Source organism: Novosphingobium flavum (genome assembly GCF_014230315.1).
In the GTDB taxonomy this organism is placed as follows: Bacteria; Pseudomonadota; Alphaproteobacteria; order Sphingomonadales; family Sphingomonadaceae; genus Novosphingobium; species Novosphingobium flavum.
The window spans coordinates 60,773-86,797 of sequence record NZ_JACLAW010000016.1 but is presented as its reverse complement, the minus strand read 5'-3'; the positions used below and the strand labels follow the sequence as shown (position 1 = coordinate 86,797).

The window sequence follows — 26,025 nt, the reverse complement described above, 5'->3', positions numbered from 1 at the left end:
GCGCCCGTGCCCGGTCACAGCATGAAGCAAACCCGGCCGACCGGCTCCCGCGCATGATCGATTGCAAAGGCAGCCGGGCGGCCGCTGGGGTAACGCTCCGCGCGGGCTTTTCGCAGCTCAGCCGATAAGTTTTCCGGGCCGGCCGAACCGAAACGCGTCGTCGCCCCCTCCGGGGCTGCCCTCCCGCTTGCCCGCGCCCCGCAGGCGTGGCAGCCGTCGAGCGGACTGGGCACGGTCCCACGCAAAGATCCGGGAGAGTAACGATGAACGATTGGCTGTCGCGCAAGGGCAAATTGCGGACGATCCTCGCGCTGGCGGCCTGCAGCGGCCTGACCCTCATCCAGGGCACTGCCCCGATCGGCGCGGCAACTCCGGCGCGCCCGGCCCTCCAGCCGCTGGCCCTGCCCGTCCTCGCGCCCCGGATGGACTGCGCCGCGCTGGTCGGAACCGACGTTTCGGCCACGGCCGGCGGGCAGACCCGCGTCGCCTCGGCCTCGGTGATCGATAACGGCCAGGTTGCCGCCTATTGCAACGTCAAGGTCGTGGTCGACGACTATGCCCGCTTCGAGCTGCACCTCCCGGTCAAGGGCTGGAGCCAGCGCCTGCTGTTCGGCGGCGGGCCCGGCGCGCAGACCCCGGCGGGGGTGAAGATCGACCAGTTCGCCAGCGTATCGTGGGAAGACCTCGGCCGCCGCCAGAACGAGGACGTGCTGGCCAACCGCTACCGCGACCAGATCTATGCCGGCTACAAGGGCATGCACCTGCAGGTGCTCGCCAGCAAGGCGCTGATCGCCCGCTTCTACGGCCGGGGGCCGCGCTTTTCCTATTACAATGCCTGCTCCAACCCGGGGCGCGAGGGGCTGATCGAAGCCCAGCGCTTTCCCAAGGACTTCGACGGGATCGGCGCGGGCTGTCCGCCGCTCAACACCACCCTCAACAACGGGCTGTGGCACGCCTGGAACGTGACCACCAACATGCGCGCCGATGGTTCGGCGATCCTCACCGCCGACAAGCTGCCAATCCTGCACAAGGCCGTGCTCGATGCCTGCGACGCTGCCGACGGCGCGCGCGATGCGATCGTGTCCGATCCCTTCGCCTGCCGGGTGCCGTTCGAGAAGGTCGAGTGCAAGCCGGGGCAGGATGCCTCCACCTGTCTTACTGCCGATCAGGTACGGGTGGCGCGCGAACTCTATCGCGGGCCGCACGATGCCAATGGCCTCAAGCTGGCACCAAGCGGCGTCCTGCCCGGCTCCGAACTGGCCTGGACCGCGACGATCGTGCCGTCGGACAGCCGTTTCGGCGGCCCTGCCGAGGCCCGCACCGCCACCGAGAAGGCGATCCGCTCGCACTACAACCTGCCCGCTCTCGCGCCCGACTGGTCGCTGAGCCAGGTGAAGTTCGACCGCGCCACCTTTGAGGCGACGACGAAGTACAACTTCCTCCACGACGCGACCAACACCGACATGTCGCCCTATGCCAAGGCCGGCGGCAAACTGATCCTGTGGATGGCGCTGGGCGATACCAACGTGCTGCCCACCTCGACCATCCTGTACTACGAGACGCTGCGCAAGCAGATGGGCCCGGCCGCGACCGACGCCTTCATGCGCTTCTACCTGCTGCCCGGCGTCTATCACTGCGGCGGCGGCGATGGTCCGGTGCTGGCCAACCTGCTGCTGCCGCTGATGGTGTGGGTCGAGCGGGGCGTTGCGCCCGGCGTCCTCGAAGGTGTCCATGTGCCGCGCGGCCCCGGCCCGCAGCCGATGAACGCGCCCCAGCCCGCCGCCGACCTGACCCGCCCGATCTGGCCCTATCCCTATACCCAGCAGTATCTCGGTCACGGCGACGTGCGCAAGGCCGCCAGCTTCGTGCGCGGGCCCGCGCGCCTGGCGCCGGTAGCGGAACTCTCGAACTGGGCCGGCATGGGCCTCTACCGCGCCGGCGCCCAGAAGTGGTGCACGCCAACCGCCGACGGCATGAGCTGCGCGGCCAAGCCCTGACCGGGACCGGCGCAAGTTCCGGTCATGACGAAAAGGCCCCCGTTCGCCCGGGGGCCTTTGTCTTTTCGAATTGCGCCAGGGGGCCTGTAAGCCGGGTTCTGTCTTGCGAACGGTATCCCTGAAGAGAGACCGTATCCGCAAGGGCAGCCATTCCTCTCGGCGCCGTGTTGCCACGGCGCTCCAGCAACCAACCCGGGCGGTCGACGCGAAACACGCCTGTTCCAGCCGAAACCGAAACGCGCCGCCCCTATTCGGTCTTGCTCCGGGTGGGGTTTGCCATGCGAGCCCTGTTACCAGGGCCCCGGTGCGCTCTTACCGCACCCTTTCACCCTTACCTGCAGATGCAGGCGGTCTGCTCTCTGTGGCACTTTCCCTGGGGTTACCCCCGGCGGGCGTTACCCGCCACCCTCGTTTCGTGGAGCCCGGACTTTCCTCGGCCTTCTCCCCGCTCATGCTGAGCTTGTCGAAGTACGCGGCTGCCCGGCCCCCTGGCGCAGGCGCGCCCTAGCAGCAGCCTGTCGCAGGAGCGAGTCATTAAGTGAGCGCGCCTTACCTCACCCGGCCGAGGTCGCGCTCCAGCAGCAGTTCGAACAGCAGCGCCCCACATTCGCCGTCGGGAATGCCGTCAAGGCAGCGCGGGCGGAAGCGACGCTGGAAAGCGCGCACGGCGGCCTCCTGATCGGAAATGTCATAGCCGAAGCGTTCGAGCGCGAGGAAGAAGGCCCCGGGATTGTCGAAGATCATCGGCATCTTCGGGCTCGGCACCGGCAGGGCCAGCTTGTGCCGGGCCAGTTCCTCCCACGGGAACAGTTCGCCGGGATCGTCCTTGCGCGCCGGGGCCACGTCGGAATGGCCGACCACGTTGGCGCGGGGAATGTCGTGGCGCCGTACGATGTCCGCCAGCAGCGGCAGCAGCGCCTCGACCTGCGCCTCGGGAAACGGGCGGTAGCCGAATTCATGACCCGGATTGACCAGCTCGATCCCGACCGAGGCCGAGTTGATGTCGGTCTCGCCGCGCCAGTAGGAACGCCCGGCGTGCCAGGCGCGGTTGGCCTCGTCGACCAGCTGGGTGACGGTGCCGTCCTCGTCGATCATGTAATGGGCCGAAACCTCGGCCGCCGGATCGCACATGCGCTCCAGCGCCGCCTCGGCGCTTTCCATGCCGGTGTAGTGCAGGACCACCATCGATACGGGCAGCTTGCGCTCGTTCCAGTTGGGCGAGGAAACCTCGCGGTGGACGAGCCACTGCCGCATCGAATTCATCGCGCTGACAGCCCTTTCCGCCCGGTTACCGCGAGGGAAGCACCGCGCCCATGACGAGCGCTTCCTCGGTGAGGATCGACTGGACCTCGCCCCCGAGGCTTTCCGCGAGGCGGCGGATCATCGCGGCGGGCGCGGTCCGGCTCGAAAGGTCGGCCTCGGCGAGCGATCCGTCAAGCGCCTTGCCAACCAACGGGTCGAAAGCGATCCGGGGGCCGGCGGCGCGGATCACGATCTCGCTCTCGGCCTCACGCATTTCCGCGCCGATATCGAGCGTGCCGCCGCGCACCAGCGCTTCGATCCCGATCAGGGCGAGGTTGAGCAGGGTCTTGATCGCCGGCTTGGGCAGGACATCGCCGGCCAGCGCCCAGCGCGCCTCGATCCGGCCGTTGTTGCCGACCAGCGCATCGACCACCGCGCGCGCCTCCTCCACCGGAACGAGATCGCCGAAGCCGCCCGCCGCACCAAAGGCGAGGCGGAAGAACTTGAGCTTGTCGGCGCTGGTCTTGGCGCTCTGTTCGAGCAGCTCGACGATGCGCCCGCGCATGTCCTTGTCCTTCTCCTCGGCCAGCAGTTCGAGCCCGTTGGTCAGCGCGCCGACCGGGCTGAGCATGTCATGGCAGAGGCGCGAACAAAGCAGGCTGGCAAGGTCGAGGGAGGAAGTGCTGGTCATGAAGCCCCGTCGCAGGAAGGTGACGTGAGAAGAACGTATCGCCGCCCCTTACCCTTCCCCGATGATATAGGGAAGCCGGCTGAACCCCGCCGCGTCGTCGCGCCAGAGCGTTACATCGCCGCCCGCCACGATCGCCCAGACCCGCCCGTCGCCACTCGCCATAGCCTGGTCCTCTTCGGAAGGTTCGTCGCGGCCATTGGGGTGCGAGTGCCAATAGCCCAGCACCTGTGGCCCGCCCGCTCGCGCCGCCTTGTGCGCGGCGATCAGCGCGAGCGGGTCGATCTCGAAGTGGCGGGCGGGTTCGGGGTGAACGTTGCGGGCCAAGGTCGCCGCATCGACCCGGCCGCCTCCGCCCAGCAGCAACCCGCAGGCTTCGCGCGGGTGGGCGGCGCGGGCAGCGGCCAGCATCGCGGCATGGGCAACAGGCGTGAAAACGAGCATCCACCACCGGGATTGCCTGACATTCCGGGTCTCGGCAAGCACCCCTTGCGAGGCGCGAAACCCTCCCCATATCGCCTCTTCGATGGGGGGAAACGACAGCATCATTTCCGGCGTGATCGCCGCCGGTGGACAGCGGCTCGACCGGGCCCTGGCCGACGCCTCGGGGCTGAGCCGCGAGCGGGTCAAGGCCCTGCTCGGCGAAGGCCGCATCACGCTTGCGGGCAAGGCCGTTTCGCAGGCCTCGCTCAAGCCGGCCGAGGGCACGGCCTTCGCCATCGACCTTCCCCCGGCAGCCCCGCTCGAGGCCGAGGCGCAGGACATCCCGCTCTCCATCGCCTATGAGGACGAGCATCTGATCGTGGTCGACAAGCCGGCCGGCCTCGTCGTCCACCCGGCGGCGGGCAATCTCGACGGCACGCTGGTCAATGCCCTGCTTCACCACTGCGCCGGGCAATTGTCGGGCATCGGCGGGGTGGCGCGGCCGGGGATCGTCCACCGGATCGACAAGGATACCTCGGGGCTGCTGGTCGTCGCCAAGTCCGACGCGGCGCACGAAGGGCTGGCAAAGCAATTCGCCGACCATTCGATCGAGCGCGCCTATTTCGCGATCACCGCCGGGGTGCCCAAGGCCATTGCCGGCACCATACGCGGCGCGATCGCCCGTTCCACGCATGACCGAAAGAAGATGGCGCTGGTCGAGGACGGACGGGGAAAGCACGCCGTCACCCATTACAGGGTGCTGGAAGCGCTGGACGGCGCCGCCCTGGTCGAATGCCGGCTGGAGACCGGGCGCACCCACCAGGTCCGCGTTCACCTTGCATCAATCGGTCATGCGCTATTGGGGGATCCAGTCTATGGACGTGCCCCCACCCGGTTCCGCCCGCTGCTCGGCAGGCTCTCGTTTCACCGCCAGGCGCTTCACGCCGCGGTGCTCGGCTTTATTCATCCCGTGTCCGGCACGGCCCTGCGCTTTGCCAGCGAAATGCCGCGTGACATGGGGGAACTGCTCGAGAACCTGCGGGGTTTACGATCAGACTGAACAGTTTTTCTTTGAGACCCCGATGTGGCCGGAACCGTTGATGCCTGCTAGGGTCGACAAATCCGGCCGACAAGGAAAGGACGGGTGAGTACAGTGGCTGTTAAACGCAATCTTCCAGTGGTCCCGGCCTTGGGCGGCGAGGCAAGCCTCAACCGCTACCTGTCGGAGATCCGCAAGTTCCCGGTTCTGACCGCGGAGCAGGAATACATGCTGGCCAAGCGGTTCTCCGAACATGGGGATACCGAGGCGGCCGCGCAACTGGTCACCAGCCATCTGCGGCTCGTCTCGAAAATCGCCATGGGCTACCGCGGCTATGGCCTGCCGGTGTCCGAGCTGATCTCCGAAGGCAACATCGGCCTGATGCAGGGCGTCAAGAAGTTCGAGCCCGAACGCGGCTTCCGCCTCGCGACCTATGCGATGTGGTGGATCAAGGCCTCGATCCAGGAATTCATCCTCCGCTCGTGGTCGCTCGTGAAGATGGGCACCACGGCAGCGCAGAAGAAGCTGTTCTTCAACCTGCGCCGGATGAAGAAGAACCTCGACGCCTACGAGGACGGCGACCTGCACCCTGACGACGTACGCAAGATCGCGACCGATCTCGGCGTGTCCGAACAGGAAGTGGTCAACATGAACCGCCGCATGATGATGGGGGGCGATTCCTCGCTCAACGTCTCGATGCGCGAGGACAGCGAGGGCCAGTGGCAGGACCTTTTGGCCGACGATCGCCCGCTGCAGGACGAGACCGTGGCCGACGCCGAGGAAGCGGCCTTCCGCCGCGACCTGCTCAACGAGGCACTGGGTTCGCTGAATGACCGTGAGCGCCAGATCCTGACCGACCGGCGCCTGGTGGAAGATCCCAAGACGCTGGAAGAGCTGAGCCAGGTCTACAACGTCAGCCGCGAGCGCGTCCGCCAGATCGAGGTGCGGGCGTTTGAAAAGCTGCAGAAGGCGATCCACCGCATCGCCACCGAGCGGCACCTGCTGCCCGCGGCGTGAGGCGCGGATCGACGAACACGAAAGGGCGGACCGCAAGGCCCGCCCTTTTTGCTTTCCCCGGCAATTTGTGACACGCGGATGACACACCCTTTCATCCTCCGCGCAAGGCCGATAAGGGCGAAAAATAGTAACAGCAGACGGAATCCGCCGCCATTCGCCAGGTAGCCGCCCTTCCCTATCGTACCGAGGGCCTCGCCCAGGACGCCGCCGTGCGCGTGCTGCTGGTCACTTCGCGCGGGACCGGGCGCTGGGTCCTGCCCAAGGGCAACATTGGCACGCGCCTTGCCCCCCACGTCGCCGCCGCGCGCGAGGCGGAGGAAGAAGCAGGCATCGTCGGCGCGGTCTGTCCGGTGCCGCTCGGCTCCTACCGCTTCCGCAAGAAGGTCTCGTCCGGCGCCTCGCTGATGGCCGACGTCGACGTTTACCCGCTCGCCGTCACGCGAGAGCTTGACGAGTGGAAGGAACAGCACGAGCGCGAGCGCCGGTGGTTTCCGCTTGACGATGCCGCCCGCGCGGTCGACGAGCCGGACCTGCGCGAACTGCTCCGCTCCTTCGCGCCATCCGAATTCAAATCCGCCGCCAGCCGTTCGCGCCTGATCGAGGCGGTGGTCGACAAGACATCAGGGGTCCGTTCCATGTTTGCCTGGTTCCAGCGCCTGCTCCCCAAGAGCGGCAATTTCTTCGACCTGTTCGAAGCCCATGCCGCAACCGTGCTGGCCGCCGCGGAGGCGACCGCCCGGCTGGTCGAGAACGGCACCACCAACGCCGAGCATATCCGCGAGGTGATCGAGCGCGAACACGACGCCGACGAGATCACCCGCGAAGTGCTGCATGAGGTGCGCCGCACCTTCCTAACGCCGTTCGATCGCGGCGCGATCACCGCACTGATCGGTTCGCTCGACGATACGGTGGACGAAATGCAGGCCGCCGCCCAGGCGATCGACCTCTACCAGTTCACCGCCTTCTCGCCCCAGATGCGCGACATGGCGGCGATCGCCGTCGATGCCGCCCGCCTCACCGCCGAGGCCATGCCCCTGCTGCGCGACGTGGCGAAGAACGGCAAGCGCCTGCACGAGCTGACCGAACGGCTGGTGCGGATGGAAGGCCATGCCGACACGATTCACACCGCCGGCCTGCGCCAGGCCCTCGCCGAGCATGGCTCGACCGAAACCCTGCGCTTCATCATCGAGCGCGAGATCTACAAGCACCTCGAGCGGATCGTCGACGCTTTCGAGGACGTTGCCGACCAGATCGACGGCATCGTGATCGACCACGCCTGACCGGCGACCTATCCGGGACCGACAGGCAATGCACGAACTCGCCCTTCCTCTGCTGGCCGCGCTGATCTTCGTCGCGCTGGCCTTCGACTTCCTCAACGGCCTGCATGATGCGGCCAATGCCATTGCTACGGTCGTCGCCACGCGCCTGCTCTCGCCGGTCAAGGCGGTGGCCTTCGCCGCCTTCTTCAACTTCTCGGCCTATTTCCTCACCCTCGCCTTTCCCAGCCTCCATGCCGTGGCCGACACCATCGGCAAGGGCCTGATCGACAAGGACGTGATCACGCCCGGCGTGATCTTCGGCGCGCTGGTCGGCGCGATGTTCTGGAACGTGGTGACTTGGCTCAAGGGCATCCCCTCCTCCTCCAGCCATGCCCTTGTCGGCGGGCTGATCGGCGCGGGCGTGGCCCATGCCGGGGTCAGCGGGATCCAGTGGGGCGGCCTCAACAAGACCCTCGCCGCGATCGTCGTTTCGCCCGTGCTCGGCCTCTACCTCGCCATGCTGGTCATGCTGGTCAGTTCGTGGGGCTTGCACAAGGTCGCCGCCAAGCAGGCCGAAGGGCGCCTGCGCTATCTCCACCTGTTCTCCTCCGCCGCCTATTCGCTCAGCCACGGCCTGAACGACGCGCAGAAGACCATGGGGATCATCACCGTCCTGCTCTATTCGACCGGCTATCTCCACGGCGAATTCACCGTGCCGCACTGGGTGGCGATCTCCTGCTACCTCGCCATGGGCCTTGGCACGATGTCCGGCGGGTGGAAGATAATCGAGACGATGGGCTCGCGCATCACCAAGCTCAGCCAGCACCAGGGCTTTTCCGCCTCGCTCGCCGGCTCGGTCGTGGTGCTCAGCGCATCCTCGCTCGGCATTCCGGTTTCCACCACCCACACCATCACCGGCGCAGTCATCGGTGCCGGCACGGCCCGGCGGGCTTCCGCCGTGCGCTGGGGCGTGGCCCAGAACGTGGTCGTGGCCTGGGTCATCACCATCCCCGCCTCGGCCACGGTCGGCGCCGCCTTCTACATGCTGACGCGGCTGTTCTGATCCGATCTAGAGCCGGAAGGCAAAGCCCAGCGCCACCGCATTGTCAGGCGCCCCTTGGCTCAGGCCACGGTCGTATTCGGCATCCAGTTGCAATCCCGGCCGCACCATCCACGCCAGCGAGGCGGCAATCCGGGCATCGGTCGAGTGTCCGGCCGGATCGTCGTCGCGGAAAGCCGCCAGTTCCAGTTCGCCGGACAGCCGCGGCGCAACCGCGTGGGCAAGGCCGATCACCCCGCCATAGGCAAGGTGCCGCCCCTCGCCCGACTGGTTGACGGCCGCATCGGCCTCCGGGGTCAGGTCGATCTCGAAGCCTTGCGGCAGGGTGAGCGCCGCCGGAACCCGCAGCCCCGCGCCCCAGTCCCCCGCCGTGCCGACGCCGCGGCCAACCGGGAGCGTCACGAAGGCCTGCACCGCGACCGGCCCGTTCGGCCCGGCCAGCCCCCGGCGCAGGCCGATCATCGCATCGCCGCTACCGCGCGCCACGGCCACGTCGCTACCGTCGCGGCTGCGCTGGCGGGTGAAGGCGGTGTAGCCCACCTGCACTTCGGTGCGCTCGTCCAGCCCCACGCGCAGGCCAAGATCGCCAAAGGTCAGGCTGTCGGTCCGCCCGCCGGCATCGGCCGCCCCGTCCCATTCGATCCCGCCCACCTCGACCATCGCCGTGCCCGGCGCCATCGTGCAGGACGGCGTGCCCAGCCCCGGCCTGGAGGCGCAGAACTCGCGCTCTTCGGCATGGGCGGGCGCGGTGCAGGCCATGGCCAGCAGGCCGGAGAGGATGGCATTTCTCATGCCTTCCGCTTTCGGCCCGGCCAACGCTGCGGACAAGTTAAACATCCGTAGTGTTTGCCAGATTGGCGAGCGCCGCACAGCGCGCTAATCGGGGGCAAGATGAAGCGCTTCCTGACATGGTCGTCCGCCCCCCGGGGCAGCAGCTGGCGTTACCGCATCGCGTGGTGGATCGGCCGCGCGATCCTGCTGTTCATCGGCGCCAGCCTGTTTTTCGTGCTCCTGTTCAAATGGGTGCCCGTGCCGGTCACCCCGACCATGGTGTTCGATCCCCACGGCATCACCAAGGACTGGACCGGGCTCAGCCGGATCGACCGCAACATGGTAGCTGCCGTGATTGCCGGCGAGGATGCCAAGTTCTGCACCCATCACGGCTTCGACACCGCCGCGATCGAACAGGCGTGGGAGCGCAATCAGCGCGGCGGCCGGATTCGCGGCGGTTCGACCATCAGCCAGCAGACCGCCAAGAACGTCTTCCTGTGGCAGGGCGGCGGCTATTTCCGCAAGGCGCTGGAAGCATGGTTCACCGTCCTGATCGAGCAGATCTGGGGGAAACGGCGGATCATGGAGGTCTACCTCAACGTCGCCGAAACCGGGATCGGCACATACGGGGTGGAAGCCGGGGCGCAGCGCTATTACCGCCATTCCGCCGCGCGCCTCTCCACGGTCGAGGCCGCGCGCATCGCCGCCGCCCTGCCCAGCCCCAAGAAGCGCGAAGTCGTCGGCGCCACCGGCTTCACCCGCCGCCACGGCAATGCGATCGCCGCGCGCAGCTCGGTGGTGCGCCGCTCCGACCTCGACACCTGCGTCTATGACTGAGACCTTGATGCCGTTCGCCCGGCCCCCGGTAGCTTTCCCTAGGGCAAGGGCAGGACGGCCCTAACGGGCGCCGGGCTATCCCGAACCAGCCCGGCGCGAATCGCGCAAGGCGGAAGGTAAATTCCCCCCCGTTCCGCCCAAACCCAACGCACCGCGCCGGGCAGACCTCCCCGACCCCGCCCGGCGATCCGCCAAAAAGAAAAGGGACGCCGCAGCGCCCCTTTCCCGAAAGTCACACGGAAACCCTCGCTCAGAACGAGGCGCGAATGCCCGCGCGGATCGTGTAGAGCGACGGCTTGGCATAGGCCGTGCCGGTCGGCGCCGCATAGGTGCTGTAGAGGTAGCTCGGACAAGCCTGGCCGTTCGTGGTCGCGCCGGTGCAGGTCACCTGCACCACCGAGTTCGACACACCGTAGTCGATGTAGCTGCCCCAGTTGCGGTTAAGCATGTTGAGGAAGTTCTCGATCGTCAGGATCGCCGTAACCTTGGCGCGCCCGGCAACCGGAAGCTCCTGCGAGAAGTTGAGGTCAACCTTGTTGTACCACGGCCCGGTCAGCAGGTTCTTCGGTGCAATCTGCCCCTGATATCCCTTGAGCGCCGTGCTGTTGACCAGGTTCTGCAGCGCGTCGCGCGTCGCGGTGCTGTTGAACGTCACGATGCCGTAGGTCAGCCCGCCGTTGGTCGGGGCGAGCGAGAAGTCCGGCACGTAGAGCAGGTGCGACGAGTTGTTGAGCACCGTGCCGAACACCGCGCCGCGGCCCGTGCCGTCCGTCATGGTCACCGACCACGGCTGGCCCGAGCGATACTGCCAGTTGACCCCGAAGCGGGTCTGGTTGTCGCCGAAGAAGGCATGGTGCAGCTCGAACGAGGCCCGCAGGATGTGCCGCGTTTCAAAGGCCGAACGGCCATAGTCGCCGCCCGAATTGGGATCGGAGGTCGGCACGCCGTAGTTGCTGCTGACCGTGGAGCTGACCAGCGGCCCGACCACGTCGTGCACGACCGTGTGGGTATAGCCGAATGAGAAGTCGACCGCCGGGAGCGTCTTGGCGACACCAACGGCGAAGACGCGGGAAATGCCCCGGCTCGTGTTGGTCAGCATCATGTCGTAGTTGCCACCGACCGACGAATCGTAGCGCAGACGCCCGTCCGGTGCGACCTGAGCCACCCCGCCGACGAGCAGCCGCGAGGCGCGGATGTCGGTCCAGCGCACAGCCTGCTGCGTGTCAGAGAACAGCACGTCGGCGCGGAAGGTCCAGTTCCTTGCCAGGTCACTGTCACCGAAGTCCGGCCGCCAGGTGGCCGACAGGTTGTACTTCCACTGCGCCGGGATCTTGTAATTCGGATCCATGAAGTTGGTCAGGGCATTGGCGAGCACGCCGGTATTGGTCTTGAGGTAATCGACCACCGCCTGCGGGACCGAAGAGCCGGTGACGCCGGACAGCGCCGCATTGCAGACCGCCGCCGAAGGCGTGACCTTGTTGGCATTGTCGTAGCAACCGGTCGAGGTGCGCACGATGTCCACGCCAAGCAGGGTCGCGCCCGTGCTGTTGAGCGCGGCGCCGCTGTTGGAATAGTTGTTCGAGATATAGACGTCCGAAACGCCGCCCGCGAAGAGGCCGAAGCCGCCAGCCAGCTTGAACGACGGGGTCGGCGCCCAGTTGAAGCCGAAGCGCGGCTGCAGCTTGACCCGGCCCGCCAGCGTCGCCGTGTTGTTCAGGCCCGGATAGAGCGTCGCATAGCGGTTGATGAAGTTCTGGTTGGCCGCGATCGTCTTGTCGGCGCCGTACATGTCGAAGCGCAGGCCGCCGTTGACCGCCAGCTTCGAGCTGGGCTTCCAGGTATCCTGCAGGGCGACGGTGTCGATCGAATAGGCCCAGCGGACATAGCCATCGGCCTTGTTCCCGGTGCTCGGCAGGTAGAGCACGAGTTCGTTGGCCTGCTTGGCCGAGAAATCGGCAACCGAGTCGAAGTAGTAAAGGCCCTGCGGCCCGCCGGTGCCCGCCGTGCCCGACGTGCCATAGACGAACAGGTTATAGAGCGACGAGTACATGTGATCGTACTCGAGCTTGAACGTGTGTGCCCCGGCCTGGTAGCCGATATTGCCCGCGAAGGTGTAAGTCCGGCTGTTGAAGGCATTCGCCTGGCGCGGGGTATCCGGCCCCATGCGCACGATCGGCGTACCCGACGAGCAGCGGGCGACATAGCCCGACGAGTTGTAGGTCGCATCGACCGTCGTGCTCGACGGATCGAGGCAGACGTTGAACTGGGCGAAGTCCGGCCCGTTGAACGCATCCTGCCCGCGCTTGTACCACTTGTAGGCGGCTCGCGCCTCGACCGTCAGACGGTCGCCAAACTGACCGTTGTACTGGCCGGTGAAGGCATCGGTGTGCTCGGTGACCTTGTAGAGGTCCGAGAGCAGCTGGATGTAAGGCGAGGTGGCCGAGGTGCTGCCGCCCGTGCTGCCCCAGTTGGGCAGGACGTTCTCGTGGCCGATATAGGTCAGCGAGAAACGGTGGCCCGGCGCGATGTTCCAATCGAGCTTGCCCGAAAGCTTGCGGTCGGTCTCGGCAATGGCGGTCGGCACGGTGCCGATGTCGAAGCCGCTGCCGTAAGTGTTGGTGTAAAGGCTGTAGAGGCTGTTGAGCCCGAGCAGCGTCGAGCCATAGCCGCCGGTCGGCATCGGCAGGTAGCTGGCATTGGGCGTGGTGCTGCCAAAAGGATAGGCCGGGCTCGAAGTGGACAGAGCCGAGGTGACGGTCTGGTTGCCCTCATAGAGGTTCGGGACGCGGTTATTGGCCGCCGTGCCCTGCGCGCCGTAAAAGAACGGGGTGCCTTCGCTGAGCTTCTCGTAAGTGACCGCGAAGAACAGCTTGTCCTTGATCAGCGGGCCGGAAAGGCTGCCGCCGAAATTGCGGAAATTCAGGAAGGTGGCCGGGGACGAAGCACGCGAGGCCCCACCAAGGACCGGCACGTCGGCACCGTACTTGCCAGTCCACTTGGGTCCGCCCCAGGTGACGAAGCCCGTGCCATGGATGTCGTTCGAACCCGACTTGAGCACCACGTTGACCGCGCCGCCCTGGAAGTTGCCTTCCGAGATATCGAACGGCGCGGCCTTGACGGTGAGCTGGTCGATCGCCTCGAGCGAGACGATGCCGCGCGAGGAAGGCAAGCCGCCGTAGTTGAGGCCGAAGCTGTCCTGCATCTGCATGCCGTCGACCGAGAAGCGCTGGGTGCGGATGTTGCCGCCGGCAATCGAGACGCCGCCCGCGTTCGGGTTGTAGCTGGCGAGCAGGTCCTTGCTCATCACGTCGCGGATGTCGCGGCGCGAGGAGACCGTGTTGGCGATATCTTCGGCATTGAAGCTGGTCTGCGAACCGGTGTTGAGTTCGCGCCCGAGCCTTTGCGCCGCGCCGCTGACGAGGATCTCGCGCGTCGAGAGCTGAACCGGCAGGCTCAGCGTATCGCCCACGTACAGCTGGATGCCGTCGATGGTCTCGGGCGCGAAGCCGGCCCCGTCGACCGTCACCGCATAGGGGCCGCCGACGCGCAGGCCGCGCAGCGAGAAGTGGCCGGAACTGTCGCTGGATGCAACGCTGGTCGTGCCCGAAGGCGTGTGGACGACAGTGATTTTCGCGCCCGCGAAGGGTGCGCCGTTCTCGCCCGTTACTTCACCAGCGATCGCGGATGTCGTTTCCTGGGCCATGGCCGGTGCGGCAAGGCCGCAGGCGAGCGACAGAGAAGCCGCGCTGGCGGCAAGGAAATATCGGAAATGCATGCGTACAGACCCCTATCTGCTGCCCCGGCCCCCGGGTTGCCCTGAACCACGCTCACCCCTTTTGCCGCATCGCCGCATGACTGGTGCGCAACAAAGGAGTAACACGACATCTGACCGCATCCAGAGCCGAAATTCATTGCGTATTTTTGACACTTACGGGCTCTTGACAGGCCTGTCAGTTGCTGGACGCAACTATATTGCATTGCACAACCACTCGCTGGAAATTTCCTTGCAAACGATGGCAATCTTTCACTGCGGGCAGACCGGTGGGCACCGGAATATTCCCACAGAATCTTGCTGCACTGCGGCGCTTGTGCAACAGGTCGCAATGAAAGGACCTGATTTTGGGCGGTAATCATCATGGCCACGCGCATGGCCACGCAGCGTCAAAGGGCCATTCGCACGGTCACGGCCATTCCCACGGGCATTCCCATGGGCATGGTCACGGCCACTCCCACGCGCCGGCGAGCGGACACGGCCGCGCCTTCGCTATCGGGGTCGTGCTCAATTCGCTGTTCGTCGCGGTTGAGGCCGGGTTCGGCTTCGTCTCGGGCTCGATGGCGCTCGTCGCCGATGCCGGGCACAACCTGTCGGACGTCCTCAGCCTGTTGATCGCCTGGGGCGCCAGCGTGCTCGCCGCCCGCCCGCCCTCGCAGCGCTTCACCTGGGGCTTCAAGTCCAGCTCGATCCTTGCCGCGCTCGCCAATGCCTCGCTCCTGCTGGTCGCGCTCGGCGCGATCACGGTCGAGACGGTGCGCCGCCTCGTCGATCCCCAGCCGGTCGCGGGCGGCACGGTGGTGATCGTCGCCCTGATCGGCATCGTGATCAACACGGCGACGGCGCTGATGTTCATGCGCGGCCGGCACGACGATCTCAACGTGCGCGGCGCCTTTCTGCACATGGCGGGCGACGCGGCGGTGTCGGCCGGCGTCGTGATCGCCGGGCTGCTGATCCAGCGCACCGGCGCGCTATGGATCGATCCGGTTACCAGCCTCGTCATCGTCGCCTTCATCTTCTGGGGCACCTGGGGTCTGCTCAAGGACTCGCTCAAGCTCGGCCTGCTCGGCGTGCCTCCGCACATCGACGAGGGCGCTGTGCGCGGCTTCCTGCTCGAACGGCCCGGGGTGGAAGCCGTGCACGACCTCCACATCTGGCCGATGAGCACGACCGAGACCGCGCTGACCGCGCATCTCGTCATGCCCGGCGGCTGCCCCGGAGATGGCTTCCTCCACGACCTCTCGCACGGGCTGGAGCACGATTTCGGCATCGGCCACGCCACGGTCCAGGTCGAGCGCGAGAGCGACCCGGGCTGCGCCCTGCACAGCGACGGGGTGGTCTGAGGCTCAGCCGCCGCGCGCCGCGCGCGCCATGTCCTGCACGAAAGCCAGCTTGCCGACGATCGCCCCGGTCAGGTTGAAGGGATAGAGGTCTGACTGCCCCATGGCCCGGTTGACCGCGTTCATCGCGAAGGACACCGGCGCCATTTCCGCCGCCAGCGCCGCCGCATCAGCCGCATAGGGATCGAAGCCCAACTCGACCCTGCCATCGCCGTTCACCCCGCCGAACGCGGTCAGCGAAAGGCCGAAACCGCGCACCGTGGCAAGGGTGTCGACGATGTGGAGATAATGGGCAAAGGTCTCGGCGAAGTCCTCCCACGGGTGGCTCGTCGCGTAATGGGAAACGTAGCCCTCGGTCCAGGCCTTGCGGCCCCCGTTGTAATGGGCCGCCAGCGCCGCGCCGTAGTCCTCGCGCTCGTCGCCGAACAGGGCGCGCCACTGCTCCAGCCGCGCCGGGTCCGGCGCCACCAGCCGCGACCAGTAATGGTGGCCCGCCTCGTGGCGGAAATGGCCGAGTAGGGTGCGATAGGGCTCGCCCATCTGCTGGCGGACCCGTTCGCGGTGCGCGTCGTCCGCCTCGCTCACGTCGAGCGTGATCAGCCCCTCGTCGTGCCCCGTGACGACCTTGTGACCGCCCTGCAGCGATCCGGGCCGATAGAGGAAGTCGAACGCCAGCCCCTGCACGCCGGGCCGCTCCTCGGCCTTGGTCTCTAGCGGCAGGCCAAGCCGGATCAGGCTGTGGAACAGGCGCCGCTTGGCCTCCTCCACCCGCGCCCACAGCGGCGGCACCGCCGGGTCGGCCAGATCCGGGATCGTGCGATTGTGGCGGCAGGCCCGGCACATCCCGTTCGGCGCGCCGGGGGTCGTCAGCCAGTTGCATATCCCGAACCGGTTGTTGTTGGCGCAGACCATCATGTCGGCCGGCCGTCCGCCCCGCTCGCGCCAGGTCGTGCGGTCGTCAGCGAGGAAGCGAAAGGCATCGGCCTCGGGATCATAGCCCAGCGTGGCCGAGCAGGCCGGGCAGACCCGCACCTCGAAATGGTTGAGGCGGCCGCAATTGGGGCAGTCGAACGGTCTCATCGGGCTCATTCCTGCGGCCTGAGCCGCCCTAACCCCGCACAGCGCGCTTGGTTCCGCAGCGGCCGCAGTTCCAAAGGCCGCGCCAAGCGATTGATTTCCTGCCCCGGCGATCCGGCACGAGCCGGTCACTCGCCCCGGACCGCCTGACTTATATCCCTATTTCAGAATTATTTATATAAACGAAGCAGGCTCTCGCCCATTTCCGCCGCGATCACTAACACGCTGGCAGATTGATCTGGATCAAGAGCCCGCGGCCACGCCCACCCTAGTCCTGTGTCCCGTGGAAAAGACCCAGACAGAGGATGACCCTGTGCGCAAGACAAGTTTGATCATCGCCCTCGCCGCCTCGGCCAGCGCGATCGCCGCCGCCCCCGCCGCGGCCAAGGAAACCCTGCTGTTCAACCGCATCGGGCCGACGAAGTCCGAACTCTACGTCGCCAATGCCGACGGCAGCGGCGAACACAAACTGCTCTCCGCCTCGGACTTCGACTATGCCGCGCGCTATTCGCAGGACGGCCAGTGGATCGTCTTCACCTCGGAACGCACCGGGCGCGGCCAGTCCGACATCTATCGGGTCAAGGCTGACGGCACCGCGCTGGAACGGCTGACCGACGATCCAGGGGTCGACGACCAGGCCTCGCTCTCGCCTGACAACCGCTACGTCGCCTTCATGTCGGACCGGGGCGCAAGCCACCGCGCCAACATTTGGGTGCTCGATCTCAAGACCCGCAAGCTCACCAACCTCACCGGCGCAGCCGCGATCCAGGGCGATCCGGCCAAGCCGGACGGGTTCTACCGCCCCGCCTGGTCGCCCGACGGCCAGTGGATCGCCTTCACCTCCGATCGCAACACCGAGTGGAAGTCGCACGACAAGGGCGCCGCCTGGGAACACCTGCAGGAACTGGCGGTCTATGTCGTCCGCCCGGACGGCACCGGCCTCAAGCGCCTGACCGCCGAGGGCGTGACCACCGGTTCGCCCAAGTGGTCGGCCGACGGCAAGTCGATCATCGCCTATCAAGGCGAAACCGAGGTCTCGTGGCTCAGCCGCGTCGACCAGCTTTCGATGAAGGCCACCACCCAGATCGTCTCGGTCGACGTCGCCACCGGCAAGACCACCGAGCTGACCTCGGGCGCGGGCGTCAAACTCTACCCGCAGTTCCTGCCCGGCGGCCGCTTCGCCTATAGCACCAAGTCGGCCCAGATCTCCGGCATTATGTATTCCGATGGCGCCAAGCCCTTCCCCGCCAACCTGCGCGAGCCGGCATGGAGCGCGGATGGCTCCAAGGTGATCTACGAGCGGATCGACAACAGCCCGCTCCCCCAGAACGCCCCGCTCTATAGCTGGAAGCCGCAGGTCGACTATCGCTACACCGACGTCTTCCCGATGTTCGCGAAGGACGGCACCCTCGCCCTATCGAACAAGGACGTCGACACCTCATTGGTGACGATGAACGCCGATGGCACCGGCAAGCAGCTGGTCTTCCAATCGACCACGCACTGCGCCGCCGGCAAGAACGCCTCGGGCCACTGCGGCGACATGATCGGCGTGGCGTTGTTCCCCTCATGGATGCCGGACAGCAAGCGGATGGTGTTCAGCTTCGGCGGCTACTGGCGCACCCGCGACCAGAACGTGGCCAACGTCAAGATGATCAACCGCGACGGCACCGGGGTCGAGGACCTGACCTCGACCACGTCGAACACCGGCTTCGCCAGCATTTCGCCTGACGGCAAGCAGATGGTCTACCGTTCCTGGGCCAAGGGCGACGAAGGCCTCCGGATCATGGACCTCGAAACCCGCAAGGTCCGCGTCCTGACCAACGGATGGGACAATGTCCCCGGCTGGTCGCCCGCCGCCGACCTCATCGTCTTCACCCGCAAGCAGCAGGACGGCAACTTCGACATCTTCACGATCCGGTCAGACGGCACGGACGAGAAGCGCGTGACCACCTTCCCCGCTTCCGACGCTCACGCCGTCTGGTCGTGGGACGGCAAGAAGATCCTGTGGAACAGCAGCGAATACGGCTTCAAGGACGAGGCCGCGCTCTACGACAACTCGTTCCAGCCCTATGGCCAGGTCTGGTCGATGAACCCGGACGGCACGGACAAGGAAATGCTGACTGACAGCCGCTGGGAAGATTCCATGCCGGCCTTCGCGCCCACGAACCTGCCGGCAAACATCGCCAAGAACTGAGCGCACGGCCCGTTTCAACGAAAAGGCGCCCGCCCCCTGAAAGGAGCGGGCGCCTTTTTGTGTTCCGGCCTGGACTCAGCCGAGGATCGCCGCGATCCCGGCCTTGGCGATCTGGGCATCCTGCTCCGACCTGACGCCCGACACGCCCACCGCGCCCACGAAGTCGCCATCGATCACGATCGGCACCCCGCCTTCGAGCATGGCCTGCAGCGCCGGGGCCGAGAGCATCGAGACCCGCCCGCCAAGGATCAGGTCTTCATAGACCTTCGATTCGCGCTTGCCGAGGATCGAGGTGACCGCCTTGCCCGGCGCCATATGCGCCGAAGAGGCCGCGGCGCCGTCCATCCGCAGCAGGCCGAGCGGATGGCCGCCATCGTCGACCACCGCGATGGTCACCGCCCAGCCGTTGGCCGCGGCTTCGGCCTCGGCGGCTGCGAGGATCGCCTTCACGTCGGCGGCTTCGAGGCAGTGCTTGGTCTTCATGGCAGGGTCTGTTCCGTTATGGGCCCGGCTCCGATGCAGCCGGGCGCGTTGTGACAAGGCTGCAGCCCATAGGAAGGCGGCGCGCCCCGCGCCAGTCCGTTTGATCGCGCCGCCGCAAATGCAGGCCTTCCCGCGCAAAGGGATTTTCGCCCTGCACCGTTGAGCAGTTCGAGCAGCCAGCGCCGCGCGGGCTGCGGGCCTAGCTCCGGGACCAGACATGCAAGAACCTTCGCTGCCGATCGCCACGCAATCCGCCGCGCCGCCGGTCAGGCGCGGCACGCGGCGCACGGCGGCAGCCTTCATCTTCCTTTCCGCCCTGTCGGTCGCGGCCTGTTCGCCCTCGGCCCTGCTCCACCCCCGGTCCGCACAGGCTCAGCGGGCCGGCAGCGGCCGCGCGCCCTCACCCGACGAGGTCGAGGCCGCCGCCGCCCTCCCCGTCCTGCCCCAAGCCGCCGCCCTCCCGGACCGGCAGCCAGCCCCGGAACGGATCGCCATTCCGCTCGGCCAGCCGGCTCAGGCCTCCGCCGCTGCGGCCCTGTCCGAAGTTCCGGCGAGCCAAAGCGCGATCATCATCCTCACCCTCGCCCCCGCGGCGGACTGCCCCACCTGCCGGACGCTGAAATATTCCGTCACCCCGTCAGGCTCGGTCCTGATCGAAAGCAGCGGCTGGAAGGCCGACCACAGCAAGTGGGACTACAAGCACCGCACGGTCGAGGTCGGCCGGGACCACGCCGCCGCCCTCGCTGCCAGCCTCGGCGCGGACCGCCCCTCGGGCAACAAAGCCGTCGGCGGCGATGCCACTTGCCGGGGCCGCACTGGGGAAAGCGGCGCCATGACCGTCGAATGGATTCAGGCCGGGCGGATCGACAGGCTCAGCCTCGCGGAAGCCTGCCCCGGCGCGGCCGACGGCCAGTTGGCCCAACGCCTGCGCCACGTGCCCGAACAACTCGGGCTGGGAGCCAACATCCGGCTGAAATGACCGGGCCGCCCCGACCTTCATGTCACTGCAAGCCGCCCGAACAAATTCGATAAGGCCGTTCACGGTCCGCTTTCGCGCTTTTAAGCGGAAAGCGGACCTTCCGGACACGCCGACATTGCGGTCAAAATCCTACCAACCCCGCTCATCCTGAGCGGGGTTGGTAGTGGGGTCAAGAAGGTCAATTTCCCAAACATTCCAGCCATTCAACCCGCCGCGGAATGTTCCCGAAAGCGCCCAGTCATTCGGTCCCGCGTATTTACCCCCGCTGCCTAGCAGCCCGATCCGCCCCCCAGCGCGCCACCCAGCAGCCCGCCAAGCCCGCGCTTCGGGCGACACGGCTGCTGTTGCTGTTGCTGTTGCGGCCCGCGTTCTTCGGAATCCCGGTCCATGGCCCCCATGTCCATGTTCCCCATGTTTTCCATGCCGGGAATGTCCATCCAGCTCGTGGTCGAACGGTGCCGGATCCGCGCGGTCCACTGGATGTTCCAGGTGGCCTTCGGATTGGCCGGGCGCGGCGGATAGGCGAAATCCTCCATCGGCCCATAGGCGGTCAGCGTGCCCATGCGGAAATCGGCCGCATCTCGCCGCACTTCGGCCGGAACGGTGCAACTCGTGGCACTCGGCGCCAGCACCGTGCGGTCGCGCACCAGTCCCGCCACCTGCCCGGGGGTCAGCCAGTCGGTCAGCCCGCCGCCGAACTGGCGCGAGGCGCTGGAGGTCCACATCACCATGTCGCCCATCTCGTTGCCGCGCGGCGCCCGCTTGCCGCCGAAAAGGAATGCGAGATAGCCGGTCGCGTCGGGGACCCCCGCCCACGATACCAGCATGGCCCCGCTCGGCTGGGCGGCGGTCCGCACGCTGAGCGGCCGCATGAAGTCCCTGGCGAGGGTGAAGCTGATCTCGGGCGTATAGTTGCCCGCGATCCGGTGCGGCCCCGGCAGGGCACTCTCGCGCTTGACGAACTTGCCATCGTCGGCCGGCCAGCGCCCGAAGCTCCGGCTGTTCTGGAGGGTAGGCCCCCAGTCGCGGATGATCGTGCTGCTCCACAGGCCGGGCGGCACCTGCCCCGCCGCCAGCTTCGAAAAATCGATGATCACCGGCTGGCCCGCCGGCGCATGTTCGCCGCAGCCCCAGTAGATCAGCATCCGCCCTTTCGGGCGCTGCCCGCGAAATTCGTCCGGCGCCGGTTCCTCGCGCGGGGTGACGAGCTGGACCGAGTTCCCCAGCTGCGCGCCCGGCGGCATGAAATGCTGGGCCTGGGGCGGCCCGCTGGCCGCCTGCGAGGACCCGAGGCGCAGGTACAGTTCGTGCTGCACGTTGTCCCCGCGCCCGCCCATCATCATCGCCATGGGATTGGGCCTCCCCCCGCCCATCGCCGCCATGCCGGACACGGTGCTCGCCCGCATGTCGTAGCGGGCGATCGGCCCAGTCGTCGGCGGCTGCTGCGCAATGATGGGAATGGCGATGGCCGCTGCGGCACCAACGGCCAGAGCGGCGGAGATCTTGCGATGGGAGTCCATGGCCCCGAGTCCCTCACTTCTTCCGGATCGCACGCAGCGAGCGCCCGGCAGCGGCCATTGTCAATTCAAAACACGCCCGGCGTGGATGGACGCAAGCCCCCCCCCTCCTCCAAGCGGGACGGCTCGGGCGCGGGCCGCGCAAGCCCTCGCCCGCACGGGATGTCATTCTCAACGCGAAACCGCCCCGGAAGCAACCTTCCGGGGCGGTCCATAATTCACAACCAGAGGCCGAAGCTCAGGCCGCCTTGTCCTTGCTCTTGTGGACCCGAACCGGCTCCTTGCGCCCTTCGACAACGTCCTTGTCGACCACGACTTCGGAGATACCCTCTTCGGTCGGCAGGTCGAACATGGTGTCGAGCAGCAGCCCTTCCACGATCGAGCGCAGCCCGCGCGCGCCGGTCTTGCGTTCGATCGCCTTCTTGGCAATCGCCTCGAGCGCGTCGTCGGTAAAGGTCAGCTGCACGTCCTCGAGGTCGAACAGCTTGGCATACTGCTTGACCAGCGCGTTCTTCGGCTCCTTGAGGATCTGGACCAGCGCCTCGATGTCGAGGTCGTTGAGGGTCGCGATCACCGGCAGGCGGCCGACGAATTCGGGGATCAGGCCGAACTTGAGCAGGTCCTCCGGCTCGGCCTTTTGGAGCAGTTCGCCAACCTTGCGCTTGTCAGGGTCAGCCACGTGCGCGCCGAAGCCGATCGAGCGCTTCTGCAGGCGGTCGGCAATGATCTTTTCCAGCCCCGCAAAGGCGCCGCCGCAGATGAACAGGATGTTGGTCGTGTCCACCTGCAGGAATTCCTGCTGTGGGTGCTTGCGCCCGCCCTGCGGCGGAACGGAAGCCGTGGTGCCTTCCATCAGCTTGAGCAGTGCCTGCTGCACGCCCTCGCCCGAGACGTCGCGCGTGATCGATGGGTTCTCGGCCTTGCGGCTGATCTTGTCGATCTCGTCGATGTAAACGATGCCGTGCTGGGCCTTCTCGACGTTGTAGTCGCTGGCCTGGAGCAGCTTGAGGATGATGTTCTCGACGTCCTCGCCCACGTAGCCCGCTTCGGTCAGCGTGGTGGCGTCGGCCATGGTGAAGGGCACGTCGAAGGTCTTGGCCAAGGTCTGGGCCAGCAGCGTCTTGCCGCAACCGGTCGGCCCGACAAGCAGGATGTTGGACTTCGACAGCTCAACCTCGCCGCCCTTGCCACTGTGCTTCAAGCGCTTGTAGTGGTTGTGCACCGCCACCGACAGCACGCGCTTGGCGCGGTCCTGCCCGATCACATAGTCGTTCAGCGTCTCGAAGATGTCGCGGGGCGACGGCACGCCGCCGTCCTTCTTGCCGGCGATGCCGGCCTTGGTTTCCTCGCGAATGATGTCGTTGCACAGCTCGACGCATTCATCGCAGATGAACACCGTCGGCCCGGCGATGAGCTTGCGCACCTCGTGCTGCGACTTTCCGCAGAAGCTGCAGTAGAGGGTGCTCTTAGCGTCCGATCCGCTCAGTTTCGTCATGCCTTTTCCTGTTAGTCCCCGCGGGGGAGACTCGCCGAGGATAGCCCGGCGCCGATTTTTATCAATCCTGCCCTTTAGCAAGGCCTTCCTTGCCGGGTGCTGAAGGCTCCCGGCTCATGAAGTGGAAGGCCCTACCCAAGGACAACTACCTATCTCGCCTCAGGTCGTCGGGTCGTCCGGCGACGGGATCGCGTCGGACGCCGGACGGCTCTCGAACACCTTGTCGACCAGGCCGAAGGCCAGTGCCTCGTCGGCCTCGAGGAAGGTGTCGCGGTCCATCGCCCGCTCGATCTCGTCGAGGGTCTTGCCCGTGTACTTCACGTACATGTCATTGAGACGCTTGCGCATCCGCAGGATCTCGCGGGCCTGGATCTCGATGTCCGAGGCCATGCCGCGCGCCCCGCCCGAGGGCTGGTGAACCATGATCCGCGAGTTCGGCAGGGCAATGCGCATCCCCGGCTCGCCGGAGGCGAGCAGGAACGAGCCCATCGAGGCGGCCTGGCCGATGCACACGGTCGAAACGCGCGGGCGGATGTACTGCATGGTGTCGTGGATCGCCATGCCCGCCGTCACCACGCCGCCGGGCGAGTTGATGTACATCGAGATGTCCTTCGACGGATTTTCCGATTCGAGGAACAGCAACTGCGCCACGATGATCGAGGCCATGTGGTCCTCGATCTCGCCGGTCACGAAGATGATGCGCTCGCGCAGAAGGCGCGAATAGATGTCGAAGGAACGTTCCCCCCGGCTCGTCTGCTCGACCACCACCGGCACGAGCGCGCCGGTAACGGGATCGACAGAAAACTTGCCCTGGGCAGAAGAAGCACCGAACAGATCGAGCATGGAGGTCCTCATTGCGTTGTCCGGCCTATGTCGCGTGCCGGGCGGCGATGTTCAAGGGCATTAACCCCGAAAAGCGGGGGGAACGGCCTCCCGCCCCGGAAAAGGCCGGCAGCCGGCTCCCTGCCCCGTGCGGCCCGCCGGCTTCGCCCGCGAATTCCGCGAAAAATTCCAACCGGATCGGATCAAACGTCGCTGGAACCGAATCCGCGCGCCAGCCATTCCAGGGCAAGGCCCCGCCCGGGGCGATCCATTCCCCCCACCACCGAGGGGAAGCGCCGGCGTTCCGCAAGGGGCGTCGGCGCACTTGGCTTCCGCGCTCCGCCGCCCGATTGGCCGGAAAGAAACGAAAAGGGCGGACCTTGCGGCCCGCCCCCTCGCACCTGGCACCGATCGCGCGGATCAGGCCTCGGTCTTCTTCTTGGCCGGAGCCTTCTTCTTCGGAGCGGCCTCTTCGGCGCCCTCGGCGGCAGCTTCCTCGGCCTTGGCCTTCTTCGCCGGAGCCTTCTTGGCCGGCTTCTCGGCAGCGTCCGCGGCCGGAGCTTCAGCCGGAGCTTCTGCGGCGGCCTTGGTCGCCTTCTTCGCCGGGGCCTTCTTCTTCTCGGCCGGAGCGGCGACAGCGCCTTCCTCGGCTTCGATCGCGGCCTGCAGCTCGTCGCGGGTCACTTCGCGCTCGCTCACTTCGGCCTTGTCGAACAGGAAGTCGACGACCTTGTCCTCATAGAGCGGGGCGCGCAGCTGGGCGGCGGCGAGCGGCTCGGAGCGGACGTATTCGATGAAGCGCTGGCGGTCTTCCGGGCGGTACTGCTGGGCAGCCTGCGAGAGCAGCATGGACATTTCCTGCTGGCTCACTTCCACGCCGTTGGCCTGGCCGATTTCCGACAGCAGCAGGCCAAGACGCACGCGGCGCTCGGCGATCTTGCGGTAGTCGCCCTTCTCGGCCTCGATCTCCGCGAGAGCTTCCTCGGGGTTTTCCTCGCGCTGGGCTTCCTGCGTCAGCTGGGCCCAGATCTGCTCGAACTCGGCTTCCACCATCGAGGGCGGCACGTCGAAATCGTGGCCGGCGGCAAGGATGTCGAGCAGCTGGCGCTTCATCTGGGTGCGGGTTAGGCCGGCAGTTTCCTGCTCCAGCTGGCCGCGCAGCAGGCCCTTGAGCTGCTCAAGGCTCTCGAGGCCGAGGTTCTTGGCGAAGTCCTCGTCGATCTTGGTCTCGCCGGCGACCTTCACTTCCTTGACCTTGATGTCGAAGGTCGCGTCCTTGCCGGCAAGGTTGGCGGCCGGATAGTCGGCCGGGAAAGTCACGGTGATGGTGGTCTCGTCACCGGCCTTCACGCCGACCAGCTGCTCCTCGAAGCCGGGGATGAAGCGGCCCGAGCCGATTTCCAGCGCCGCGTCCTCGGCCGAACCGCCGTCGAACAGCTCGCCGTCAAGCTTGCCGGCGAAGTCGATGATCAGCTGGTCGCCGGTCGCGGCCTTGTGGCCCTTCTTGGCCTCGGTGAAGTTCTTGGCGCCGGCGGCGATGCGCTGGAGCTGCTCGTCGACCTGCTCGTCGGTGACCGGAACGGTCAGCTTGTCGAGCTTGAGGCCATCGACCGACGGCGCGGCGATCACGGGCAGGACCTCGAGGCTGACGGTCAGCTCGGCGTCCTTGCCTTCCTCGTAGCCTTCACCCAGCGCGACGGCGGGCTGCATGGCCGGGCGCAGGGCCTTGTCGGCCACCAGCTTGTCCATCGCTTCGCGGATCGCGGCCTGCAGCGCATCGCTATGGAGCGCGGCGCCGTGCATCTTCTTGACGAGGTTGGCCGGCACCTTGCCCGGGCGGAAACCGGGCATCCGCACCTGCGGCGCGATCTTCGCCACTTCGCCTTCCACGCGATCGGCGATCAGGCTGGCCTTGATCGTGATCGTGTAGGCGCGCTTCAAACCCTCGTTGGTGGTCTCGACAATCTGCATGACAAAAGAAGCCTTCTTCAAACACCCTTGCCGCGTCGGCCC

At 66.8% G+C, this 26,025-nt stretch carries 20 protein-coding genes and 1 other RNA gene; 9 read left to right on the top strand and 12 right to left on the bottom strand.

What is annotated here, in order from left to right:
- Positions 1-263: 263 nt before the first annotated feature.
- Positions 264-1,997 carry a tannase/feruloyl esterase family alpha/beta hydrolase gene (locus H7F51_RS17290; protein WP_185665565.1) on the top strand — a complete coding sequence of 578 codons (1,734 nt, stop codon included), beginning with the start codon at positions 264-266 and terminating at the stop codon, positions 1,995-1,997.
- A gap of 71 nt (positions 1,998-2,068) precedes the next feature.
- Here the strand turns inward: H7F51_RS17290 and rnpB are convergent.
- The 4 genes from rnpB to H7F51_RS17270 form a co-directional block, all read right to left on the bottom strand.
- An RNA gene (gene rnpB / locus H7F51_RS17285) (RNase P RNA component class A) lies at positions 2,069-2,489 on the bottom strand.
- Between the two features lie 57 nt (positions 2,490-2,546).
- On the bottom strand, positions 2,547-3,251 hold the full coding sequence (locus H7F51_RS17280) for an N-acetylmuramoyl-L-alanine amidase (protein WP_185665580.1): 705 nt from the start codon (positions 3,249-3,251) through the stop codon (positions 2,547-2,549).
- A 34-nt stretch (positions 3,252-3,285) separates the two neighbouring features.
- Positions 3,286-3,930, bottom strand: coding sequence for a histidine phosphotransferase family protein (locus H7F51_RS17275; RefSeq protein ID WP_185665564.1), 645 nt, complete (start codon positions 3,928-3,930; stop codon positions 3,286-3,288).
- 48 nt (positions 3,931-3,978) lie between these two features.
- Complete coding sequence (locus tag H7F51_RS17270; protein WP_185665563.1) at positions 3,979-4,371, bottom strand: M67 family metallopeptidase; 393 nt, start codon at positions 4,369-4,371, stop codon at positions 3,979-3,981.
- An 82-nt stretch (positions 4,372-4,453) separates the two neighbouring features.
- Between H7F51_RS17270 and H7F51_RS17265 the strand changes: the two genes are divergently transcribed.
- The 4 genes from H7F51_RS17265 to H7F51_RS17250 all read left to right on the top strand — a co-directional run bounded on the left by H7F51_RS17265 (position 4,454) and on the right by H7F51_RS17250 (position 8,728).
- On the top strand, positions 4,454-5,410 hold the full coding sequence (locus H7F51_RS17265) for an RluA family pseudouridine synthase (RefSeq protein ID WP_185665562.1): 957 nt from the start codon (positions 4,454-4,456) through the stop codon (positions 5,408-5,410).
- 93 nt (positions 5,411-5,503) lie between these two features.
- Complete coding sequence (gene rpoH, locus H7F51_RS17260; RefSeq protein ID WP_185665579.1) at positions 5,504-6,406, top strand: RNA polymerase sigma factor RpoH; 903 nt, start codon at positions 5,504-5,506, stop codon at positions 6,404-6,406.
- Positions 6,407-6,615: 209 nt separating this feature from the next.
- Positions 6,616-7,686 carry a DUF47 family protein gene (locus H7F51_RS17255; RefSeq protein ID WP_343061322.1) on the top strand — a complete coding sequence of 357 codons (1,071 nt, stop codon included), beginning with the start codon at positions 6,616-6,618 and terminating at the stop codon, positions 7,684-7,686.
- Between the two features lie 28 nt (positions 7,687-7,714).
- Positions 7,715-8,728, top strand: a complete 1,014-nt coding sequence (locus H7F51_RS17250; protein WP_185665561.1) for an inorganic phosphate transporter — start codon at positions 7,715-7,717, stop codon at positions 8,726-8,728.
- Between the two features lie 6 nt (positions 8,729-8,734).
- Here the strand turns inward: H7F51_RS17250 and H7F51_RS17245 are convergent, their stop codons facing one another.
- Positions 8,735-9,517 carry a transporter gene (locus tag H7F51_RS17245; protein ID WP_185665560.1) on the bottom strand — a complete coding sequence of 261 codons (783 nt, stop codon included), beginning with the start codon at positions 9,515-9,517 and terminating at the stop codon, positions 8,735-8,737.
- Between the two features lie 99 nt (positions 9,518-9,616).
- Here H7F51_RS17245 and mtgA point away from each other — a divergent pair, with 99 nt between their 5' ends.
- Complete coding sequence (gene mtgA, locus H7F51_RS17240; protein WP_185665559.1) at positions 9,617-10,333, top strand: monofunctional biosynthetic peptidoglycan transglycosylase; 717 nt, start codon at positions 9,617-9,619, stop codon at positions 10,331-10,333.
- Positions 10,334-10,583: 250 nt separating this feature from the next.
- Here the strand turns inward: mtgA and H7F51_RS17235 are convergent, their stop codons facing one another.
- Complete coding sequence (locus H7F51_RS17235) at positions 10,584-14,108, bottom strand: TonB-dependent receptor (RefSeq protein WP_185665558.1); 3,525 nt, start codon at positions 14,106-14,108, stop codon at positions 10,584-10,586.
- A 344-nt stretch (positions 14,109-14,452) separates the two neighbouring features.
- Between H7F51_RS17235 and H7F51_RS17230 the strand changes: the two genes are divergently transcribed.
- Positions 14,453-15,448 carry a cation diffusion facilitator family transporter gene (locus H7F51_RS17230; RefSeq protein ID WP_185665557.1) on the top strand — a complete coding sequence of 332 codons (996 nt, stop codon included), beginning with the start codon at positions 14,453-14,455 and terminating at the stop codon, positions 15,446-15,448.
- A 3-nt stretch (positions 15,449-15,451) separates the two neighbouring features.
- Here the strand turns inward: H7F51_RS17230 and H7F51_RS17225 are convergent, their stop codons facing one another.
- The gene (locus H7F51_RS17225) at positions 15,452-16,525 is read right to left on the bottom strand and encodes a zinc-binding metallopeptidase family protein (protein ID WP_185665556.1); all 1,074 of its coding nucleotides are present in this window, start codon (positions 16,523-16,525) and stop codon (positions 15,452-15,454) included.
- A 310-nt stretch (positions 16,526-16,835) separates the two neighbouring features.
- Between H7F51_RS17225 and H7F51_RS17220 the strand changes: the two genes are divergently transcribed.
- Entirely contained in the window at positions 16,836-18,716 is a 1,881-nt protein-coding gene (locus H7F51_RS17220; RefSeq protein WP_185665555.1) for a TolB-like translocation protein, read from the top strand.
- A gap of 75 nt (positions 18,717-18,791) precedes the next feature.
- Here the strand turns inward: H7F51_RS17220 and H7F51_RS17215 are convergent, their stop codons facing one another.
- Positions 18,792-19,199, bottom strand: coding sequence for a GlcG/HbpS family heme-binding protein (locus tag H7F51_RS17215; protein ID WP_185665554.1), 408 nt, complete (start codon positions 19,197-19,199; stop codon positions 18,792-18,794).
- Between the two features lie 217 nt (positions 19,200-19,416).
- Between H7F51_RS17215 and H7F51_RS17210 the strand changes: the two genes are divergently transcribed.
- A complete protein-coding gene (locus H7F51_RS17210; RefSeq protein WP_185665553.1) occupies positions 19,417-20,178 on the top strand; it encodes a hypothetical protein in 762 nt (253 codons plus the stop codon).
- A gap of 269 nt (positions 20,179-20,447) precedes the next feature.
- Here H7F51_RS17210 and H7F51_RS17205 read toward each other — a convergent pair whose 3' ends face one another.
- From H7F51_RS17205 to tig, 4 genes are all read right to left on the bottom strand, one after another.
- Positions 20,448-21,698, bottom strand: a complete 1,251-nt coding sequence (locus H7F51_RS17205; protein ID WP_246448673.1) for a hypothetical protein — start codon at positions 21,696-21,698, stop codon at positions 20,448-20,450.
- A gap of 235 nt (positions 21,699-21,933) precedes the next feature.
- Positions 21,934-23,190 carry an ATP-dependent Clp protease ATP-binding subunit ClpX gene (gene clpX / locus H7F51_RS17200; protein ID WP_185665552.1) on the bottom strand — a complete coding sequence of 419 codons (1,257 nt, stop codon included), beginning with the start codon at positions 23,188-23,190 and terminating at the stop codon, positions 21,934-21,936.
- A 159-nt stretch (positions 23,191-23,349) separates the two neighbouring features.
- Positions 23,350-24,033, bottom strand: a complete 684-nt coding sequence (gene clpP, locus H7F51_RS17195) for an ATP-dependent Clp endopeptidase proteolytic subunit ClpP (protein ID WP_185665551.1) — start codon at positions 24,031-24,033, stop codon at positions 23,350-23,352.
- Positions 24,034-24,432: 399 nt separating this feature from the next.
- Positions 24,433-25,983: a trigger factor gene (gene tig, locus H7F51_RS17190; protein WP_185665550.1), complete on the bottom strand. Its 1,551-nt coding sequence runs from the start codon at positions 25,981-25,983 to the stop codon at positions 24,433-24,435.
- Positions 25,984-26,025: the final 42 nt, after the last annotated feature.

Bases quoted from the DNA above. Each gene is read 5' to 3' on its own strand.
- H7F51_RS17290 (WP_185665565.1), top strand. From the start codon at position 264: ATGAACGATTGGCTGTCGCGCAAGGGCAAATTGCGGACGATCCTCGCG.
- H7F51_RS17280 (WP_185665580.1), bottom strand. From the start codon at position 3,251: ATGCGGCAGTGGCTCGTCCACCGCGAGGTTTCCTCGCCCAACTGGAAC.
- H7F51_RS17275 (WP_185665564.1), bottom strand. From the start codon at position 3,930: ATGACCAGCACTTCCTCCCTCGACCTTGCCAGCCTGCTTTGTTCGCGC.
- H7F51_RS17270 (WP_185665563.1), bottom strand. From the start codon at position 4,371: ATGCTCGTTTTCACGCCTGTTGCCCATGCCGCGATGCTGGCCGCTGCC.
- H7F51_RS17265 (WP_185665562.1), top strand. From the start codon at position 4,454: ATGGGGGGAAACGACAGCATCATTTCCGGCGTGATCGCCGCCGGTGGA.
- H7F51_RS17250 (WP_185665561.1), top strand. From the start codon at position 7,715: ATGCACGAACTCGCCCTTCCTCTGCTGGCCGCGCTGATCTTCGTCGCG.
- H7F51_RS17245 (WP_185665560.1), bottom strand. From the start codon at position 9,517: ATGAGAAATGCCATCCTCTCCGGCCTGCTGGCCATGGCCTGCACCGCG.
- mtgA (WP_185665559.1), top strand. From the start codon at position 9,617: ATGAAGCGCTTCCTGACATGGTCGTCCGCCCCCCGGGGCAGCAGCTGG.
- H7F51_RS17235 (WP_185665558.1), bottom strand. From the start codon at position 14,108: ATGCATTTCCGATATTTCCTTGCCGCCAGCGCGGCTTCTCTGTCGCTC.
- H7F51_RS17225 (WP_185665556.1), bottom strand. From the start codon at position 16,525: ATGAGACCGTTCGACTGCCCCAATTGCGGCCGCCTCAACCATTTCGAG.
- H7F51_RS17215 (WP_185665554.1), bottom strand. From the start codon at position 19,199: ATGAAGACCAAGCACTGCCTCGAAGCCGCCGACGTGAAGGCGATCCTC.
- H7F51_RS17210 (WP_185665553.1), top strand. From the start codon at position 19,417: ATGCAAGAACCTTCGCTGCCGATCGCCACGCAATCCGCCGCGCCGCCG.
- H7F51_RS17205 (WP_246448673.1), bottom strand. From the start codon at position 21,698: ATGGACTCCCATCGCAAGATCTCCGCCGCTCTGGCCGTTGGTGCCGCA.
- clpX (WP_185665552.1), bottom strand. From the start codon at position 23,190: ATGACGAAACTGAGCGGATCGGACGCTAAGAGCACCCTCTACTGCAGC.
- clpP (WP_185665551.1), bottom strand. From the start codon at position 24,033: ATGCTCGATCTGTTCGGTGCTTCTTCTGCCCAGGGCAAGTTTTCTGTC.
- tig (WP_185665550.1), bottom strand. From the start codon at position 25,983: ATGCAGATTGTCGAGACCACCAACGAGGGTTTGAAGCGCGCCTACACG.